The organism is Streptomyces sp. NPDC107517, from assembly GCF_055582645.1.
Genome location: NZ_JBVJPM010000005.1, coordinates 334,565 through 351,498, shown reverse-complemented (window position 1 = coordinate 351,498; position 16,934 = coordinate 334,565). Strand labels below are relative to the sequence as shown.

The 16,934-nt window shown below is 72.0% G+C and carries 16 protein-coding genes and 1 tRNA gene; 4 read left to right on the top strand and 13 right to left on the bottom strand.

Annotated elements, in window-relative coordinates:
* Positions 1-16 precede the first annotated feature (16 nt).
* Positions 17-88, top strand: a tRNA-Val gene (locus ACZ67T_RS15065).
* 54 nt (positions 89-142) lie between these two features.
* Here the strand turns inward: ACZ67T_RS15065 and ACZ67T_RS15060 are convergent.
* From ACZ67T_RS15060 to ACZ67T_RS15045, 4 genes are all read right to left on the bottom strand, one after another.
* Complete coding sequence (locus ACZ67T_RS15060; protein WP_469984218.1) at positions 143-424, bottom strand: TFIIB-type zinc ribbon-containing protein; 282 nt, start codon at positions 422-424, stop codon at positions 143-145.
* Positions 425-493: 69 nt separating this feature from the next.
* Positions 494-1,441: a phosphotransferase family protein gene (locus ACZ67T_RS15055; protein WP_469984217.1), complete on the bottom strand. Its 948-nt coding sequence runs from the start codon at positions 1,439-1,441 to the stop codon at positions 494-496.
* A 200-nt stretch (positions 1,442-1,641) separates the two neighbouring features.
* Positions 1,642-1,848, bottom strand: coding sequence for a hypothetical protein (locus ACZ67T_RS15050; protein WP_100597025.1), 207 nt, complete (start codon positions 1,846-1,848; stop codon positions 1,642-1,644).
* A 197-nt stretch (positions 1,849-2,045) separates the two neighbouring features.
* Complete coding sequence (locus tag ACZ67T_RS15045) at positions 2,046-2,333, bottom strand: hypothetical protein (RefSeq protein WP_469984215.1); 288 nt, start codon at positions 2,331-2,333, stop codon at positions 2,046-2,048.
* 196 nt (positions 2,334-2,529) lie between these two features.
* Here ACZ67T_RS15045 and ACZ67T_RS15040 point away from each other — a divergent pair, with 196 nt between their 5' ends.
* Positions 2,530-3,795, top strand: coding sequence for a serine/threonine-protein kinase (locus ACZ67T_RS15040; RefSeq protein ID WP_469984213.1), 1,266 nt, complete (start codon positions 2,530-2,532; stop codon positions 3,793-3,795).
* 10 nt (positions 3,796-3,805) lie between these two features.
* Here ACZ67T_RS15040 and ACZ67T_RS15035 read toward each other — a convergent pair whose 3' ends face one another.
* The 9 genes from ACZ67T_RS15035 to ACZ67T_RS14995 all read right to left on the bottom strand — a co-directional run bounded on the left by ACZ67T_RS15035 (position 3,806) and on the right by ACZ67T_RS14995 (position 15,578).
* Entirely contained in the window at positions 3,806-4,633 is an 828-nt protein-coding gene (locus tag ACZ67T_RS15035) for a TrmH family RNA methyltransferase (protein WP_100597028.1), read from the bottom strand.
* An 88-nt stretch (positions 4,634-4,721) separates the two neighbouring features.
* Positions 4,722-5,957, bottom strand: coding sequence for a uroporphyrinogen-III C-methyltransferase (gene cobA, locus ACZ67T_RS15030; protein WP_469984211.1), 1,236 nt, complete (start codon positions 5,955-5,957; stop codon positions 4,722-4,724).
* 167 nt (positions 5,958-6,124) lie between these two features.
* Positions 6,125-9,607 carry a nicotinate-nucleotide--dimethylbenzimidazole phosphoribosyltransferase gene (gene cobT / locus ACZ67T_RS15025; protein ID WP_469984210.1) on the bottom strand — a complete coding sequence of 1,161 codons (3,483 nt, stop codon included), beginning with the start codon at positions 9,605-9,607 and terminating at the stop codon, positions 6,125-6,127.
* Positions 9,608-9,962: 355 nt separating this feature from the next.
* Entirely contained in the window at positions 9,963-11,171 is a 1,209-nt protein-coding gene (gene cbiE, locus ACZ67T_RS15020; protein ID WP_469984209.1) for a precorrin-6y C5,15-methyltransferase (decarboxylating) subunit CbiE, read from the bottom strand.
* Between the two features lie 79 nt (positions 11,172-11,250).
* On the bottom strand, positions 11,251-11,898 hold the full coding sequence (locus tag ACZ67T_RS15015; RefSeq protein WP_469984207.1) for a GNAT family N-acetyltransferase: 648 nt from the start codon (positions 11,896-11,898) through the stop codon (positions 11,251-11,253).
* A 134-nt stretch (positions 11,899-12,032) separates the two neighbouring features.
* Complete coding sequence (locus tag ACZ67T_RS15010; RefSeq protein WP_469984206.1) at positions 12,033-12,866, bottom strand: MetQ/NlpA family ABC transporter substrate-binding protein; 834 nt, start codon at positions 12,864-12,866, stop codon at positions 12,033-12,035.
* Between the two features lie 22 nt (positions 12,867-12,888).
* Positions 12,889-13,719, bottom strand: a complete 831-nt coding sequence (locus ACZ67T_RS15005) for a MetQ/NlpA family ABC transporter substrate-binding protein (RefSeq protein WP_469984205.1) — start codon at positions 13,717-13,719, stop codon at positions 12,889-12,891.
* 72 nt (positions 13,720-13,791) lie between these two features.
* Complete coding sequence (locus ACZ67T_RS15000) at positions 13,792-14,544, bottom strand: methionine ABC transporter permease (protein ID WP_469984203.1); 753 nt, start codon at positions 14,542-14,544, stop codon at positions 13,792-13,794.
* Positions 14,541-15,578 (bottom strand): methionine ABC transporter ATP-binding protein, encoded by a 1,038-nt coding sequence (locus ACZ67T_RS14995; RefSeq protein ID WP_469984201.1) that lies wholly within the window; start codon positions 15,576-15,578, stop codon positions 14,541-14,543. The genes ACZ67T_RS15000 and ACZ67T_RS14995 overlap by 4 nt, the downstream gene beginning before the upstream one ends.
* A 539-nt stretch (positions 15,579-16,117) precedes the next feature.
* On the opposite strand from ACZ67T_RS14995, the gene ACZ67T_RS14990 reads away from it, so the two are divergent.
* Both ACZ67T_RS14990 and ACZ67T_RS14985 read left to right on the top strand, forming a co-directional pair.
* On the top strand, positions 16,118-16,477 hold the full coding sequence (locus ACZ67T_RS14990; RefSeq protein WP_469984200.1) for a hypothetical protein: 360 nt from the start codon (positions 16,118-16,120) through the stop codon (positions 16,475-16,477).
* A complete protein-coding gene (locus tag ACZ67T_RS14985) occupies positions 16,458-16,910 on the top strand; it encodes a hypothetical protein (RefSeq protein WP_469984199.1) in 453 nt (150 codons plus the stop codon). Before ACZ67T_RS14990 ends, ACZ67T_RS14985 begins: the two co-directional genes overlap by 20 nt.
* Positions 16,911-16,934 lie beyond the last annotated feature (24 nt).

Sequence of the window (16,934 nt, the reverse complement as noted above, 5' to 3'; positions counted from 1 at the left end):
CAGTCTGGTCCGTCCCGCGCGATTAGCTCAGCGGGAGAGCGCTTCCCTGACACGGAAGAGGTCACTGGTTCAATCCCAGTATCGCGCACAGTCAAGAAGCCCCCAGCCCTTCGGCCGGGGGCTTCTTCATGTGCCGGGCGGCTCAGGAGGAGAAGAGCATCCGGCCGAAGCCGCCCTTGTGGTGGCCGTGGTGGCCGTGGTGACCGCCGTGGTGCGGGGCGCCCCAGGCCGGGGCGGGAGCCGACGGGTACGCCTGCGGGGCCGGAGGCGGCGGCGCCTGCTGCTGCCACTGGGACTCGAGCCGGGTCAGGGACTCCAGCTCGCCGTAGTCGAGGAATATCCCCCGGCAGCCGCTGCACTGCTCGATCTGGACGCCATTGCGGTTGTACGTGTGCATCGGTGCATGACACTTGGGGCACTGCATGGTCGGCTCAACTCCTCGCCGTTCGGCACTTCTTCGCCGGAACACTTCCCGGCATCGGTCCGTTGCACCCTACTTCGCGGCGCCGTGTGCCAACTCGGCCGGTACCGCTGCCATTCGGTCACACGCGTCGACCAACGCCTCCTCCGCCTCGTCCAGCGCACGGCCGGCCTCGGTGGCCTTGGCCACGGCGAGGGCCGCGGTCTGGACGGTGAGGGCGCGGGCCGGGGCGTCCAGGGCGGGCCAGGGGTCGCCCTGGAGCGACGGAGCGCCGCCCGCCTCCTGGTACGCGGTGAGGAACCTCGTCCACTCCTGTGCCGGAAGCAGGCCGCACGCGAACCACGCGGCGGGGCGCGCGAGGTCCCAGGCCGGGTCTCCGGTGCCGAGGTCGTCGACGTCGATCAGGAGCCAGGGGCCGGTGGCGGCGGGACGGCGGACGAGCTGGCCGAGGTGCAGGTCTCCGTGGCACAGGGTGGACGCGTGCCCGCCGGGGGCCTCGGCGCGGGCCCAGGGCGGCAGGCCCGACCAGGCGCGCAGGATCGGCGCGGACGCCGGATGGGGTCCGGCAGCCAGGAGCCGCGCGACGGCGAGGGCCGCCTTGACCGGGCCGCGCATCGGCGGGAGCGGGCCCGGGAGTTCCGCCACGGACACCGCGTGGAGGCGGGCCAGGAGCGCGGCCGCGTCCTCCCACGGCGCGTGCTCGGGGGCGTCGGGGTCCACGGGGCTGCCGTGCGGCCAGAACGTGACGAGCCGGTCGTGCAGATCGGCCGCGACCGGCGTGAGCGGCGGCAGCAGGACGCCGGGGAGCGCGGCGGCAGCGGCGAGGCGGGCGTTGAGCCCGACGGGGTCCGTGCCCGGGGCGTGGGCCTTCGCGACGATGTCTCCGTGGCGGACGACGGTCCCGTCCGCGCGGTCGGCGAGCACGGCGCCCGGTGCCGGGCAGGCGCAGGGTCCCTGGGTGCGGTGCGCCGCGCCGCGTGCCGCGGCGGTGAGCGCGGGCAGCAGGACGGGTTCGGTCATCGGTGGTTCCCCCCGGGTGGTGTCACCGCGAGCGTACGCAGCATCCGGCGGGTGGGACTCACCGGTACGCGGGCAGAACAATGGCCGCGCAGCTCCCCAGCTGCGCGGCCATCATGTGCCGTCCGCCGCACCCCCGTCCCCACGGGGTTTCATGGCCGGATGTCCCCGCCCGGACCGCTCTTCCGGGCCTGGGGCGCCGCTCAGCGCCCCAGCATCACGCCCACGGACGACGCTTGTGTGACCACTGCTTCCCAGCCGCCGAAAACGACTACGAGCAGGGCCGCCAGGGGAAGAACCATGGCCGCTGCCACCAAGGGGTGACGGCGCTCGGAACGACGGCCGCCGAACGCGGCGAATGCCCTGCGTCCCTGCGTGCGGACCATCGTCCGCGGTGCCGTGTCCGCCATGGTTCCTCTCCCGGTCAAGATCTTCGGTTTGGCAGCGGCGGGTACCTGACCTCGGGGGACGAGTGCTTGCACCCGCCGCTTGACCTCAAATCTAGGCGCGTCAGGAGCCACGGGCGTCATGCCCTCGTACCGATTGCCGGGCCTCCCGGAGGATGACCGCCGCCGTCTCACCTACTCCCCTGGGTGGAGAAGAGGACCTAGGTCCTGGGCCGGGTCTCGGGGTCTTCCCGGAGGGGACGTGCGGCGCGGGCCGCCGCCTCCGAGGGCTCCTCCCTGGGTACCGGCTGCTCGACCAGGGCGAGCACCCGGGTCGCCATGAAACGTGCCGTACGCACGACAGAGCCGGAGCGGGTGACTTCGCTCACTTCCACCACGCCCCTGCGGACCGCCGTCTCGACCCGGCGGCCCGCCCGGCTCGCCACCACCTCGTACGTGCGCGTCGTGTCCCCCGCGTCCACGACTATCTCCACTCGGTCACCCTTCACAGGCCCAATCCCCCCTCTACGACGGATGGTTGGCGATCAGGGCAGCTGTGAGCCGCAGCGCTCCCGTTTTCCCTGACCACCTCTCAAGTTTCCCACCGGGCACTGACAATCGATCGGATCGCGAGGGCGCGGCCTATGCGCGCACCCGGCCGTGGAAACGTAAGCTGTCGCTCGTCAAACGGACCGGGCAGCGGGGATGGACATGGCGATGATGCGCCTGAGGCGCGAGGACCCGCGTGTCGTCGGCTCGTTCAGGATTCACCGGCGGCTGGGCGCGGGCGGGATGGGCGTCGTCTATCTGGGCTCCGACCGCCGTGGCCAGCGAGTCGCCCTGAAGGTGATCCGGCCCGATCTGGCGGAGGACCAGGAGTTCAGGTCGCGCTTCGCGCGTGAGGTCTCCGCGGCCCGCAGGATCAGGGGTGGCTGCACGGCCCGGCTGGTCGCGGCCGATCTCGACACCGACAAGCCGTGGTTCGCCACCCAGTACGTTCCCGGTCCCTCGCTGCACGACAAGGTCGCGGAGGAGGGGCCGCTGGCCGCCTCCGACGTGGCCTCGGTCGGTGCGGCGCTCTCCGAGGGGCTCGTCGCCGTGCACGAGGCGGGGGTCGTGCACCGCGACCTCAAGCCGTCGAACATCCTGCTGTCGCCCAAGGGCCCGCGCATCATCGACTTCGGCATCGCCTGGGCGACCGGCGCCTCCACGCTCACCCATGTCGGGACGGCGGTCGGCTCCCCCGGGTTCCTCGCTCCCGAGCAGGTGCGGGGCGCGGCCGTCACGCCCGCCACGGACGTCTTCGCGCTCGGCGCCACCCTCGCGTACGCCGCGATGGCCGATTCACCCTTCGGGCACGGCAGTTCCGAAGTGATGCTGTACCGGGTCGTGCACGAGGAGGCCCAGCTGCACGGCGTACCGGACGCGTTGTCCCCGCTGATCCGGGCCTGCCTCGCCAAGGACCCCGGGGAGCGGCCCAGCACGCTTCAACTGTCGCTGCGGCTCAAGGAGATCGCGGCGCGCGAGGCGCATGGTCTCGGCGACGCCAGGCCGCCCGCGCCGCGCGCCGACGTCGACCGGCCCACCGGCCGGCTCACCGAGCAGTACACGGAGCAGCGCACGCAGCGTCGGGCACCGCAGGGCACTCCCCCGCCGCGGCCCAGCAACGGTTCCTCACGGACCGGCGGCAGCACGCGCCCGGGTACGCCCCGCAACACGACGCGTTCGGGCTCGCGACCCGCGCCCCGCAGCAACGGCGGGCGGCAGGGGCCGCGTACGACGGGGACCGGGAAGCGCCGGCCCGCCAATCCGCGGCTGCTGCGCCAGCGGCTTTTCGTGTTCGTGGTGGTGACGCTGCTCGTGGCGCTGGGGATCGCGGCGGCGCAGGGCTGCCAGGGGCCGTCGCGCGGGCTCGGTGAGCCGCGCGACGGCGTGCACGCGCAGGAGACCCTGCCGCGCCCCTACCTCTGAGGTTTCGAGGTCAGGACTGAGGGCGGCCGGTGGCCACCGCGTAGAACGCGACGGCGGCCGCCGCTCCCACGTTGAGCGAGTCGACGCCGTGGGCCATCGGGATGCGGACCCATTCGTCGGCGGCGACCAGGGCCTGGGTGGAGAGGCCGTCGCCCTCGGCGCCGAGCATCAGGGCCACGCGGTCCATCTTGTGCGGGGCGACCTCGTCGAGGCTCTTCGCCTTCTCGTCGGGGGTGAGCGCGAGCAGGCTGAAGCCCGCCTCGCGCACCGACTCCAGGGACTTTGGCCAGGATTCGAGGCGCGCGTACGGGACGGAGAAGACCGCGCCCATGGAGACCTTCACCGAGCGGCGGTAGAGCGGGTCGGCGCAGTCCGGGGAGAGCAGGACCGCGTCCATGCCGAGCGCTGCCGCGCTGCGGAAGATGGCGCCGATGTTCGTGTGGTCGTTGACCGCTTCCATGACGACGACGCGGCGCTGCGTGGCGAGGAGTTCGTCGGCGGTCGGGAGCGGCTTGCGCTGCATCGAGGCGAGGGCGCCGCGGTGCACGTGGTAGCCGGTGACGCGTTCGGCGAGGTCCGGGCTCACGGCGTAGACCGGGGCCGGGACCTCGTCGATGACGTCGCGCATGACGTCGACCCACTTGGCGGAGAGCAACATGGAGCGCATCTCGTACCCGGCCTGCTTGGCCCGTCTGATCACCTTCTCGCCCTCGGCGATGAACAGGCCCTCGGCGGGCTCGCGCCTGCGGCGGAGCTCGACGTCGGTCAGGCCCGTGTAGTCGCGCAGGCGCGGGTCGTCGGGATCTTCGATGGTGATGAGACCTTGAGCTTCAGCCACAGGTTGATACTGCCTTGTCCTGGGTGCGGTGCCAACGGCTCGGAGCGAGTTCTGTTACCGCTGGTTACGTGTGGGGGTTCGTGACGGGTCACGCGGTGTGCTGCGGGCCCACCGCGACGACGTCGCCGATGACGATGACGGCCGGGGGCCGCACCTCGTGGGTGCGGACGGCGTCCTCGACGGTCTCCAGGGTCGCGTCCACGCGGCGCTGCGCGGCCGTGGTGCCCTCCTGGACCAGGGCGACCGGCGTCCGCGCGGACTTGCCGTGCGCGATGAGGGTCTCGGCGATCCTGCCGATCTTGTCGACGCCCATCAGGACGACGAGGGTGCCGCGCAGCTTGGCGAGGGCGGGCCAGTCGACGAGCGAGCGCTCGTCGTCGGGCGCGACATGGCCGCTGACCACGGTGAACTCATGGGCGACGCCGCGGTGCGTGACCGGGATGCCGGCCGCGCCGGGGACGGAGATCGAGCTGGAGATGCCGGGCACGACCGTGTACGGGATGCCCTCGGCCTCCAGCGCGATGGCCTCTTCCATGCCGCGGCCGAAGACGTACGGGTCGCCTCCCTTGAGGCGTACGACGGCCTTGCCCTGCTTGGCGTGCTCGATGAGTGCGTTGTTGATGGCCTCCTGGGCCATGTAGCGGCCGTACGGGATCTTCGCCGCGTCGATCACCTCGACGTGCGGCGGGAGTTCGTCGAGCAGGTCGCGGGGGCCGAGCCGGTCCGCGATGACGACGTCCGCCTCGGCGAGGAGGCGACGGCCGCGGACCGTGATCAGGTCGGGGTCGCCGGGTCCGCCGCCGACCAGACAGACGCCGGCGGTGCGGGTGCGGTGGTGCGGAGCGACGAGCGTGCCGTCGCGCAGGCCCTCGACGATCGCGTCGCGCACGGCCGCCGTGTGGCGGGGGTCGCGGCCGGCGGCGTCGGTGGTCAGGACGGCGACCGTGACGCCTTCGGAGCGGCCGGTGGCCGGCGTCCAGGCGGTGGCCGCGTCGGCGTCGTCGGAGCGGACGCACCAGACGCGGTGGCGCTCGGCCTCGGCGGAGGCCGCCTCGTTCGCGGTGCGGTCGCCGGTGGCGATGAGGGCGTACCAGGCGTCGGCGAGGTCTCCGTCCGCGTACGGGCGCCGCGACCAGGTGAGTTCGCCGCCGTCCGCCATGGCCTCCACCGAGGGTGTCGCGCTGGGCGAGACCAGGTGGATGTCGGCGCCCGCCGCGATGAGAGCCGGGAGGCGGCGCTGGGCGACCTGGCCGCCGCCGAGTACGACTACGCGGCGGCCGGTGAGACGGAGGCCTACGGGGTACGCGGGGTGTTCTGCGGCCATGGGCGTGCGGCTCCTCGTGCGGGTGGTGCGTGTGACGGGTGATGCCTGTACGGGTCCCGCTTCGGCGCTGGAGCGGGCCTTTGACGTGCGGGTTCAGCGTACGGGGCGGGCGGGACCCCTGTCCCGGCCCGCCCCTGTGCCGATGAGGGCTGCCGCCCTCGGCCCTGCTACTTCTCCGTGACGCCCGCCGAGTCGAACGTCGCCACCTCGTGCATCGCACGGGCCGCGCTCTGCACGATCGGCAGGGCGAGGAGTGCTCCCGTGCCCTCGCCGAGGCGGAGGTCCAGGTCGATCAGGGGGCGCAGGCCCAGCTTGTTCAGAGCCGCCACATGGCCGGGCTCCGCGCTGCGGTGGCCGGCGATGCAGGCCGCGAGGACCTCCGGGGCGACGGCACGGGCGACCAGGGCGGCCGCTCCGGCGCTGACGCCGTCCAGGATCACCGGGGTCCGCAGCGACGCGCCGCCCAGGAGGAGGCCGACCATTGCCGCGTGCTCCAGGCCGCCGACCGCGGCGAGGACGCCGATCGGGTCGGCGGGGTCCGGCTGGTGCAGGTCGAGCGCGCGGCGGACGACCTCGACCTTGCGGGCGTGGGTCTCGTCGTTGATGCCCGTGCCGCGGCCGGTCACCTCGGACGGGTCGACGCCCGTGTAGACCGAGATCAGGGCGGCCGACGCCGTGGTGTTGGCGATGCCCATCTCGCCGGTGAGGAGCGCCTTGTTGCCGGCCGCGACGAGGTCGCGGGCCGTCTCGATGCCGACCTCGATGGCCGCCTTGACGTCCTCACGGCTCAGGGCGGGCCCGGTCGTCATGTCGGCCGTGCCGGCCCGGACCTTGCGGGGCAGCAGGCCCGGGGTCGCCGGGAGTTCGCTCGCCACGCCCACGTCGATGACGCAGACCTCGGCGCCGACCTGGTTCGCGAACGCGTTGCAGACCGCGCCGCCGCCCAGGAAGTTGGCGACCATCTGGGCCGTGACCTCCTGCGGCCACGGGGTGACGCCCTGGGCGTGCACGCCGTGGTCGCCCGCGAAGATCGCGACGGCCGCGGGCTCGGGGATCGGCGGCGGGCACATGCGGGACAGGCCGGAGAGCTGGGCCGAGATGATCTCCAGCATGCCGAGCGCGCCGGCCGGCTTCGTCATCCGCTTCTGCCGCTCCCACGCCTCGCCGAGCGCCTTGGCGTCCAGCGGGCGGATGTTGGAGACGGTCTCGGCGAGCAGGTCGTGCGGGTCCTCGCCGGGCAGGGCGCGGCGGCCGTACGTCTCCTCGTGGACGACCCACGACAGCGGGCGGCGCTTGGACCAGCCGGCCTGCATCAGCTCGGGCTCGTCCGGGAACTCGTCGACGTAGCCCACGCAGAGGTAGGCGACGACCTCGAGGTGGTCGGGCAGACCGAGGGTGCGGACCATCTCCCGCTCGTCGAAGAAGCTGACCCAGCCGACACCGAGGCCCTCGGCGCGGGCCGCGAGCCACAGGTTCTCGACCGCGAGCGCGGAGGAGTACGGGGCCATCTGCGGCTGCGTGTGGCGGCCGAGGGTGTGGCGGCCGCCGCGCGTCGGGTCGGCGGTGACGACGATGTTCACCGGGGTGTCGAGGATGGCCTCGATCTTCAGTTCCTTGAACTGCTTCGCGCGGCCCTTGGGCAGGGACTTGGCGTACGCGTCCTTCTGGCGCATGGCCAGTTCGTGCATCGTGCGCCGGGTCTCCGCCGAGCGGATGACGACGAAGTCCCAGGGCTGGGAGTGGCCGACGGACGGCGCCGTGTGCGCGGCCTCCAGGACGCGGAGCAGCACGTCGTGCGGGATCGGGTCGCTGCGGAAGCCGTTACGGATGTCGCGGCGCTCACGCATGACGCGCAGGACGGCCTCGCGCTCGGCCTCGTCGTAGCCGGGAGCGGCCGCGCCCACGAGGTCGTCGGCCGGGGCCGACGGCGTCCCGGGGGCCGCGTCCGCCATGTCCTGGACGGCGGGCTCGGACCCGCGGGGGGCGGGGACGCGGGTTTCCGGCTCGGCCTCCACGAGCGCCTGCTCCGCCTCGGCGGTGACGGGCTCGGCGGCTTCGGGAGCGGTCTGCGGCTCCGTCGCGTCCGCATCGGCGGGGGTCTCGGCGACGGCCTCGGGGAGCACGGGCGAGGGCTCGGCGGGCGCCTCGAACGCCTCGGGCGCTTCAGCGGTCCCGGACACCTCGGTGACCTCGGGAGTCTCGGGGACCTCGGGGGTCGCAGCGGGCTCGTGCGTCAACTGCGGCTCGTTCATGGCGTGCGCTTCGTTCATCGCGTGCGCCCCGTCGTTCATCGCGTGCGCTTCGTGTGTCTCGGGTACCACGTGGACTTCGTGTGCTTCTTGCGCTTGGGGGACCTGGTCCGCGGCGGGTGTTTCGGGGGTCTCGTCGATGAGGACGGGGGCCGGGGCGGCGGGCGCCGCCGGTTCGGGCACCTCGGCCGCGGGCTCGGGCAGCGGCGGCACGACCATGTGCTGCGGCGGCGTCGGCGCCAGGTGCGGCGTGGTGGGGATGTTCCCCTCGACGGGCACGAACTGGCCGAGCGGCTGCGGCGCCTGGTCCTGCTGACCCTCGGCGGGCGCCTGCGGGAAGTGCCGGCCCTGAACCGCCTCCGGCGCCATCGCGAACTGGCCGGAGCGCGGGTCGACGGGCAGCTCACCGGGGTGCGCGGCCATCTGCTGATGCCCTGCATAGGCAGCCACCGGCTCGGGCTGCACCGCGAACTGCGCGTCCTCGGGGCCCTGCGCGACCGGCGCGAACTGCACACCGTTCGGAGCGGAGGAGTAGTCGACGGCGTACTCGGCCGGCGCGGCCTGCTCCTCGGCGAACAGGCCGCCGTCGGGAGCCGCGGCGTACACCGGCACCTCCTCGGGAACGGCGAACTCCGGGGCCACCGAGGCCTCCGGCGTCAGCTCGGCCGCCTCGGCCTGCGCGGCCTGCACGTCCTGCGGATGCTGCGGCGCCTGGGCGAACACGGGGGCGTCGCCGACGGTCTGCTGCGTCGGGGCGGCCGGTGCGACAGGAATGGCGTCCGGGACGACCGTTTCTGCTGCGACGTCCGGGGCCGCCTGCGCGGCGGCCTCCGCTGCCGCGGCCGGCGCCTCGAAGCCCTGCTGCGGCTGTGCGCCCCAGGCGGCGGCGCCCCCCGGCGGGATCTCACCGAGCTGCGGCGCCGGGGCACCCGTCTCGTCGCGCGGGATGTCGAGGTACTCGGGTTCCGTGGTGGGCGGGCCCGCCTGACGTACCGGCACGGGGTTCGGCGGTGTGTGCGCGGGGCCGCGGTCGGCGAGCGAGCGGACGGGGCTGCCCGTGCCGTCCGGCACCGGCGGGCCCATGTGCAGCGGGCGACGCGCGGGCCCGGAGTGCGGGGCGGGCGAGGGCCCCGGCACTCGGACGCCGTTCAGGTCGACCTGGCCGCTGTCTCGGCCCGCCGTCTCGTGCGGGCCCGGCTCGTGCGGGGCGGGCATCGGGGCGGCCTGCGGCTCGCCCCAGGCGCCCTGCGAACCCGGCATCAGCAGCAGATCGTCGTCTTCGGTGGGGGTTTCGGAGGGGTCGAGGAAGGTGTACGCACCCGGGGCGGGGACGCCCGGCTGTTCCACCGTGCCTGCGTTCTCCGGCAGCCCCTCGCCCGGAACCTGGCCGGTGTCGGTCATGCGTACCCCTCGCCCATCGGTTAGTGCTTCTTCGGCAGCCCCCGGCCGTCGGCCGGGGATGCGACCCCAGTGACCGGAGCGGCGCACCGACCGCCCGTCATGAAGAACGAGCGTGAGTGCCGTGCGGCACGAGCCGGCTGAGGACAACAGGTATTGTCCCGGTCGGCCGGCTGCCACCGCACCTGGATCGGGCACGGCCCGCTGTGGACTGCGCCACGTTGCGCATCCTCCGGTCCTGCCGTACCACACGTGCCCCAAAAGTGGCGCGTTTTCCGGACATTGGCCGACGGAAAGCCGGACGTCCGGGTGCGGTACAACGATCGGCCAGCCTACCGCGCGCCCCGGAGCGACGGGGTCACGGGTTGCGGTCGGGCAACTCCCCGGAGAGCAGGAATCCCACGGTCCGCTCCTTCTCGGTCCAGGCACGAGTGTCCAGCTCGACGGACTGCAGGAGCGAGCACTCGACCCGGTAGCCGTGCTCCGTCAGGTCCCTGCCGATGAGTTCGGCGGCATCGCGTGTCGCGGCGTGCGTCACGATGCGCTCGGGACGCCGGTCGGCGACGGCGGAGACGACGGCCGCTCCCCCGCCCCCGATGCGTACGACATCGGGTTCGGGCAGGTCTTCGAGGATGTGCGCCGTGCCGTGCACGATCTGCGGCTGCACGCCGAAGCGGCGGGCGGTGGCGAGGGTACGGGCGCAGGCGTCGGGGTCGCGGTCGACGGCGATGACGGCGGCGCCGAAGCGGGCGGCCTCCGCCGTGAAGGCTCCGCCGCCGCAGCCGATGTCCCAGACGAGGTCGCCCACGCGCGGTCCGGTGCGGGCGAGTTGGGCCGCGCGCAGGGGCTCGGTCTCGCCCTCGCCGAGGCCGCCGCCGTACTCGGCGGCGGGAAGGGCCCAGCCGCGCACGCCGGCCGGCGGGGCGCCTCCGGCGAGCCAGGCGCTTTCGTCGGCGGGGGCGGTGGGGCCGCCGATGACGATGACGACGTTCGGGTCGCGCCAGGTGTGATCGGCTGCCTTGTCGCTGGTCACGACGGTGACCCGCTCGCGGTCGGTGCCGAGTTCCTCGCAGATGACGAAGGTGCGGTGGACGCCTTCGAGGAGCAGTCCGAGCTCGGCGGGGCCGGCTCCGGGAGAGGTGAGGACGGCGACCTTCGGGTGGGCGCGGCAGACGTTGACGGCGCGGCGCAGGGTGCGGCGGTGGGCGACGACGACCTGGGCGTCGTCCCAGGGCATGCCGGCGCGGGCGAACGCCTGGGCCACGGAGGAGACGGCGGGGACCACTTCGACCTCTAGGCCGAACTCGGGCGCGCGCAGCGTGCGTACCACGCCGAAGAAACCGGGGTCTCCGTCGGCGAGGACGACGGCGGTGCCGCGATGGGCGGCGATGCGGCGGGCGGCGAGCGCCACGCTGCCGAGCCTGATCCGCTCGGCGCGGCCCGGCACCTCGGGAAGCGCTAGGTGGTGACCCGCGCCCGCCACGAGGGTGGCGGCGCCCAGAGCCGAGCGTGCCGCCGCGGTCAGGGGCGAGCCGTCCCAGCCGATCACCGTGACCCGGTCGGCCATCGTGTCAGTCTCCTGGGGGTCTTGCGGGTCGAACGGGCTCGGTGAGCGTACCTGGTCTGCCTGGGTGCGGCCTTGGGGGTCAGTTCCAGTCCGAGAAGGACGTGTATCCACTGGTTTCGGCGAACTCGTCGGAGACGCCGTCGAGATCCTCGGGCAGCAGGCTCCACACGATGAAGTCGGTCCGCAGGTCCTCCCAGCCGCCGTCCTCGGTACGGGTACGCGCTATGCACGCGTTGCGCAGGACTCCCTCGCTGATGCAGCCGATCTTCTGGGCGACCTGCTGGGAGGCAGTGTTGTCGGCCGCGGTGCGCAGCTCCAGGCGCTCGAGGCCCTGCTCGCGGAAGAGCCAGCGGGCGGTGGCGAGCGCCGCCTCGGACGCGTAGCCCTCGCCGCGGGCCCAGGGCGCGATGATGTACGACAGCTCGGAGGAGCCCACGTGCCAGTTCGTCTTGCCGAGCTGGACGATGCCGACCAGGCGCTGGGTGAGGAACTCGGTGACGGCCAGGTCGAGGCCGCGGCCGGCGATGCGCTCGGTGGGGGCGTACTGGGCGATCCAGGTGCGGGCCTGGTCCTCGGTGAAGGGCTGGGGCACGGAGGTCCAGGCGGCGACCATCTCGTCGTTCATCATCTCGGCGAGGGCGGGGGCGTCGTCCTCCTCGAGGGCGCGCAGGACCAGCCGATCCGTGCTGATGGAGATGTCCGGGAAGCCCCGAGTACCAGTAGTCATGGCGCCGCTCCGTAACCTTCATGGCCTGGTGAAGTGCCCAGCATGCAGCATGAAGGCACGTAACTGCACCACGGGGTCCTCTCCCGGTGCGGAAGAGGACCCCATGTATGCAGGTGCGGTGGCTGCGGGTGGTGTCAGCCGGTGGTGACCGGAAGCACCGAGCCCTGGTACTTGTCCTCGATGAACTTCTTCACCTCGGGTGAAGTCAGCAGCGCGGCAAGCTTCTTGACCCGGGGGTCGTCCTCGTTGCCCTTCTTGACGGCGAGGACGTTGTTGTACGGGTTGCCCTTCACGGACTCCACGAGGATGGCGTCCTTCTTGGGGCTCAACTTCGCGTCGAGCGCGTAGTTGTTGTTGATGACGGCCGCGTCGACGTCGGCCAACGAGCGCGGCAGCTGGGCCGGTTCGAGCTCCTTGAAGACGAGCTTCTTCGGGTTGGACGCGACGTCCCGCGGGCTCGCGTTCGCGCCTGCGCCCTTCTTGAGCCCGATGACGCCCTTGGAGGCGAGGAGTTCGAGGGCCCTGCCCTCGTTGGTGGTGTCGTTCGGCAGGGCCACGGTCGCTCCGTCGCGGAGCTTCGTGACGTCGTCGACCTTCTGGGAGTAGACACCCATGGGCGGCAGGTACACCTCGGTGACCGCGCTCAAGGTGGTGCCCTTGGACTTGTTGAAGTCGTCCAGGTAGGGCTTGTGCTGATACAGGTTGGCGTCGAGGGAGCCGTCCTGGAGAGAGGTGTCCGGCAGGACGTAGTCCGTGAACTCCTTGATCTCCAGGTCGAGTCCGGCCTTCTTCGCCAGGTGATGCTGTACGTACGCGAGGACTTCGCCGGCCGGGGTCGGGGTGGCGCCGACGACGAGCTTGCCGCTCGTGTCGCCGGAGCCGGACCCCGAGCCGCCGGACCCGCAGGCCGTCAGGCCGAGCGCGAGCGCTCCGGCGATGACGGCGGCGGGAAGCGTGACGGTGCGCATCAGTAGGTGCTCGTGTCCCGGATCAGAAGGAGGGGAGCACGGAGCCCTTGTACTTGTCCTCGATGAACTTCTTCACCTCGGGCGACGTCAGCAGCTTCGCGAGCTTCTTCACGCGCGGGTCGTTCTCGTTGCCCTTCTTCACGGCGAGGACGTTGTTGTACGCGTTGTTCTTCGTGGACTCCAGGGCGAGGGCGTCCTTGGCCGGCTTGAGGCCGGCACCGATGGCGTAGTTGCCGTTGATCACCGCGGCGTCGACGTCCTGCAGGGAGCGCGGGGTCTGGGCCGCCTCGACCTCCTTGAACTGGAGGTCCTTCGGGTTCTTCGCGATGTCCTGCGGGGTCGCGGTGGCCTCGGAGCCGCTCTTGAGCGTGATGAGCTTGTTGGCGGCGAGGAAGCGCAGGGCGCGGCTCTCGTTGTCGGCGTCGTTCGGGAGGGCGACGGTGCCGCCCTTCTTCAGGTCGTCGAGCTTCTTGGCCTTCTGGGAGTAGAGGCCGAGCGGCTCGAGGTGGACCGTGGCGACCGACTCGAGGTGCGTGGCGTTCTTCTTGTTGAAGTCTTCCAGGTACGGCTGGGTCTGGAAGTAGTTGGCGTCCACGGACCCGTCCTCGGTCGCCGTGTTCGGCGTGACGTAGTCGGTGAACTCCTTGACCTCGAGGTTGAGGCCGGCCTTCTTCGCCAGGTTGTCCTTCACGTACTCGAGGATCTCGGCGTGCGGGACGGGCGTCGCGGCCACGACCAGCGGGTCGGACGCCTTGGCCTTCGTGTCGCCCTTTTCGGAGCCGCAGGCGGTCAGGCCGAGGGTGAGGGCGCCGGTGGCGAGGACAACTGCGGTGATCTTGGTGGTGTTACGCACGAAAAGTGCCTTTCTCCATGGGTGGTGCAACCCGCCGGGTGGGACGGGGAGACAGGGATCGCGGTCAGCGGGTCAGCGGGTCTTGGCCGGGGCGGCGTCCGCGGTGACGGGACCGCCGGACAGCAGGCCCGTGAAGGCGCGGAAGCGGAGCGGCTCGCCGCCCTTGCCCGCCCGGCGGTGCAGGACGCGGGCTCCGCTGTCGCCCGCGAACTGGATGACGGCGATGGTGACGGCGAGGATCGCCACGATGATCCACATCAGCTCGGCTTCGAAGCGCTGGTAGCCGTAGCGGATCGCGAGGTCGCCGAGGCCGCCCGCGCCGACCGTGCCGGCCATCGCGGAGTAGCCGATGATCGCGATGATCGTCGTGGTGGTGGCCGAGATCAGCGACGGCAGCGACTCGGGCACGAGGACCTTGCGGACCACGGTCCAGGTGTTGCCGCCCATCGACTGCACGGCCTCGATCAGACCGCCGTCCACCTCCCGTACGGAGGTCTCGACGAGCCGTGCGAAGAACGGGATGGCGCCGATCGCCAGCGGCACGATGGCGGCCTCGCGGCCGATGGTGGTGCCGACGATCCAGCGGGTGAAGCCCATCAGGGCGACCATCAGGATGAGGAAGGGCATCGAGCGGACGATGTTCACGATCTGCCCGATGACCTTGTTCACCACGGCGTTCTGCAGCAGGCCGCCACGGTCCGTGAGGACCAGCAGGACGCCGAGGGGCAGGCCCGCGACGACGGCGATCAGCGTGGACCAGCCGACCATGTAGAGGGTGTCCCAACATGCCTGGGACAGCAGCGGCTGCATCTCCGACCAGGTCACTTGGTGACACCTTCCTTCAGCAGTACGGGCTCGTGGCCCTGGATCTCGACCTGGAGGCCCTGCTCGCGCAGGAAGCCGATCGGCACGACGTTCTCGTCGAAGCGGCCGGGCAGCTCGATACGCATGCGGCCCACCTGCTTGCCGGCGACGGTGTCCATCGCGGCGCCGAGGATCGAGATGTCGATGTTGTACGTGCGCGACATCTGGGAGATGACCGGCTGGGTCGTCGACTCGCCGTGGAAGGTGACGTCGACGACCGTGCGGTCCGCGCCGCTCGCGTCGCCGCTGACGGGGAACAGCGCGGCGGCGAGTTCGGATCCCGGGGTGGCGAGGAGCTCACTGACCGTGCCGGACTCGACGACCTGTCCGCGCTCCATGAGAGCGGCGGAGTCGCAGACCGTCTTGACCACGTCCATCTCGTGCGTGATGAGCAGGACGGTCAGGCCCAGCTGCTGGTTGAGGTCGCGCAGGAGCTGGAGGATGGAGCGGGTGGTCTCGGGGTCGAGGGCGCTGGTGGCCTCGTCGGAGAGCAGCACCTTCGGGTCGCCGGCCAGGGCGCGGGCGATGCCGACGCGCTGCTTCTGGCCGCCGGAGAGCTGGGCCGGGTAGGACTTGGCCTTGTCGGCGAGGCCGACCAGGTCGAGGAGCTCCAGCGCCTTGCGGGACCGCTCCTTCCCCGACTTGCCGAGGATTTCGAGCGGCAGCTCGATGTTGTCCTGGACGGTGCGCGAGGACAGCAGGTTGAAGTGCTGGAAGACCATGCCGATACGGCTGCGTGCCTCGCGCAGCTCCTTGCCGGCGCGGGGCCCGCGGCCGACGAGGGCGGTGAGGTCCTGTCCGGCGACCGTCACGGTGCCGGAGGTGGGACGCTCCAGGAGGTTGACGCAGCGGATGAGCGAGGACTTGCCGGCGCCTGACTGGCCGATGACGCCGTACACCTCGCCCTCGCGGACGTGCAGATCGACGCCGTCGAGGGCGGTGACCTCTCGACCGCGCGAGCGGTAGACCTTGGTGAGGCCCTGGGTGGTGATCACGTGGGATTCCGTCACTGTCGATTGCGCGGCGCGGGTGAGCGCCTGCGGCGGGCATTCATGGTCGGGATCGGCCTGGACGCAGCACGGTTCTCGCTGTGGCGGTGGAACCGGGGGAGACTGTGCGCGGGGCGGCCCGGTCACGTACGGCGTAAGTACGTACTGGGCACGGCGTTTCGCTTCGGGGCGCGAGAAACAGGCGGTGCGGGGGCCCTCAGAAGGCGCACATTCGACACATACAACGAGCACCGGGCGTCATCGTCGCCTCGGTCGCAAGGGTGCGGCTGCTCGTCGTGGTCATGCGAAAAGTAAAGCAGAAGTGGGCCGGGATCCCCGAACCGCTGTCCGAATAGCGGACGGCTCTGGACGGTGCCCGCCCCGGCCCGAGCCGCACCTGGCGCCCCGTCCGGCCAGTGCGGACAGGGGCAGGAGGCGGTTCCCGCCCGCGTACGAACCAGGCCCGGCTCCCGGCATGCTGTGGCCAACGCCACGGTGACGGGGCCGCGCGCACCGGGCCTTTTCGGCCGTAATAGGGTCTCGGCATGCTTGATGCCCTGACGGTCGCGACCGCTGTTGCCGCGCTCGTGCTCGCCGCCTGGTGCGGCTTCGCCGCCTACCGCGACCAGCCGACCAAGGACTGGCACTTCATCGGCATGGCGGTGGTGTCGCTGCTCGCCACGGTCCAGCTGATCGTCGGCATCGTGCAGCTGGCGCGCGGCGAGAAGCCCGAACAGGGCACGACGATCTTCGTGGCCTATCTGATCGGCGCGTTCGCGTGCATCCCGGCGGCCGGCTTCATGTCGCTCGCCGAGCGCACCCGCTGGGGTTCGGTGACGGTGGCGGCCGGCGGCATCGTGCTGGCCGTCCTGCAAGTGCGGCTCTATGACATCTGGGGAGGCTGAGGTGTCCGTGACCTCACAGAGCGAGAGCGGCGGCAAGCCGCAGAAACTGACCAGCGGCCCCGGCACCCTGCTGGTGTGGCTGTACGGCGTGATGGTGGTCGGCGCGGTCTCGCGCTCGGCCGTCCAGATCTCCACGGAGTTCGACCACGCGCCGCTCGCCTACTCGCTGTCGGCGCTCGCGGGCATCGTGTACGGCTTCATCACGTACTCGCTCGTGCGCGGCGGGGAGACGGCCCGCAAGGCGGCGCTGGTGTGCTGCGCCGCCGAGCTCGTGGGCGTACTGACCGTGGGGACCTGGACGCTGGCGGACCCGTCGGCGTTCCCGGACGCCACGGTCTGGTCGGATTACGGCATGGGCTATCTGTTCATTCCGGTACTGCTCCCGGTGACCGCGATGTTCTGGCTCAACAAGGCGCGCCGGGCCACGCGCTAGCGTCTGCCGGCAGGAACCGGGCGA

What these genes read in the sequence shown, in the direction of transcription:
- ACZ67T_RS14990 (WP_469984200.1), top strand. Translation starts at nt 16,118, where the DNA reads ATGCTTGATGCCCTGACGGTCGCGACCGCTGTTGCCGCGCTCGTGCTC.
- cobA (WP_469984211.1), bottom strand. Translation starts at nt 5,957, where the DNA reads ATGGCCGCAGAACACCCCGCGTACCCCGTAGGCCTCCGTCTCACCGGC.
- ACZ67T_RS15060 (WP_469984218.1), bottom strand. Translation starts at nt 424, where the DNA reads ATGCAGTGCCCCAAGTGTCATGCACCGATGCACACGTACAACCGCAAT.
- ACZ67T_RS14985 (WP_469984199.1), top strand. Translation starts at nt 16,458, where the DNA reads ATGACATCTGGGGAGGCTGAGGTGTCCGTGACCTCACAGAGCGAGAGC.
- ACZ67T_RS15050 (WP_100597025.1), bottom strand. Translation starts at nt 1,848, where the DNA reads ATGGCGGACACGGCACCGCGGACGATGGTCCGCACGCAGGGACGCAGG.
- ACZ67T_RS15040 (WP_469984213.1), top strand. Translation starts at nt 2,530, where the DNA reads ATGGACATGGCGATGATGCGCCTGAGGCGCGAGGACCCGCGTGTCGTC.
- cobT (WP_469984210.1), bottom strand. Translation starts at nt 9,607, where the DNA reads ATGACCGACACCGGCCAGGTTCCGGGCGAGGGGCTGCCGGAGAACGCA.
- cbiE (WP_469984209.1), bottom strand. Translation starts at nt 11,171, where the DNA reads ATGGCCGACCGGGTCACGGTGATCGGCTGGGACGGCTCGCCCCTGACC.
- ACZ67T_RS15055 (WP_469984217.1), bottom strand. Translation starts at nt 1,441, where the DNA reads ATGACCGAACCCGTCCTGCTGCCCGCGCTCACCGCCGCGGCACGCGGC.
- ACZ67T_RS15015 (WP_469984207.1), bottom strand. Translation starts at nt 11,898, where the DNA reads ATGACTACTGGTACTCGGGGCTTCCCGGACATCTCCATCAGCACGGAT.
- ACZ67T_RS15010 (WP_469984206.1), bottom strand. Translation starts at nt 12,866, where the DNA reads ATGCGCACCGTCACGCTTCCCGCCGCCGTCATCGCCGGAGCGCTCGCG.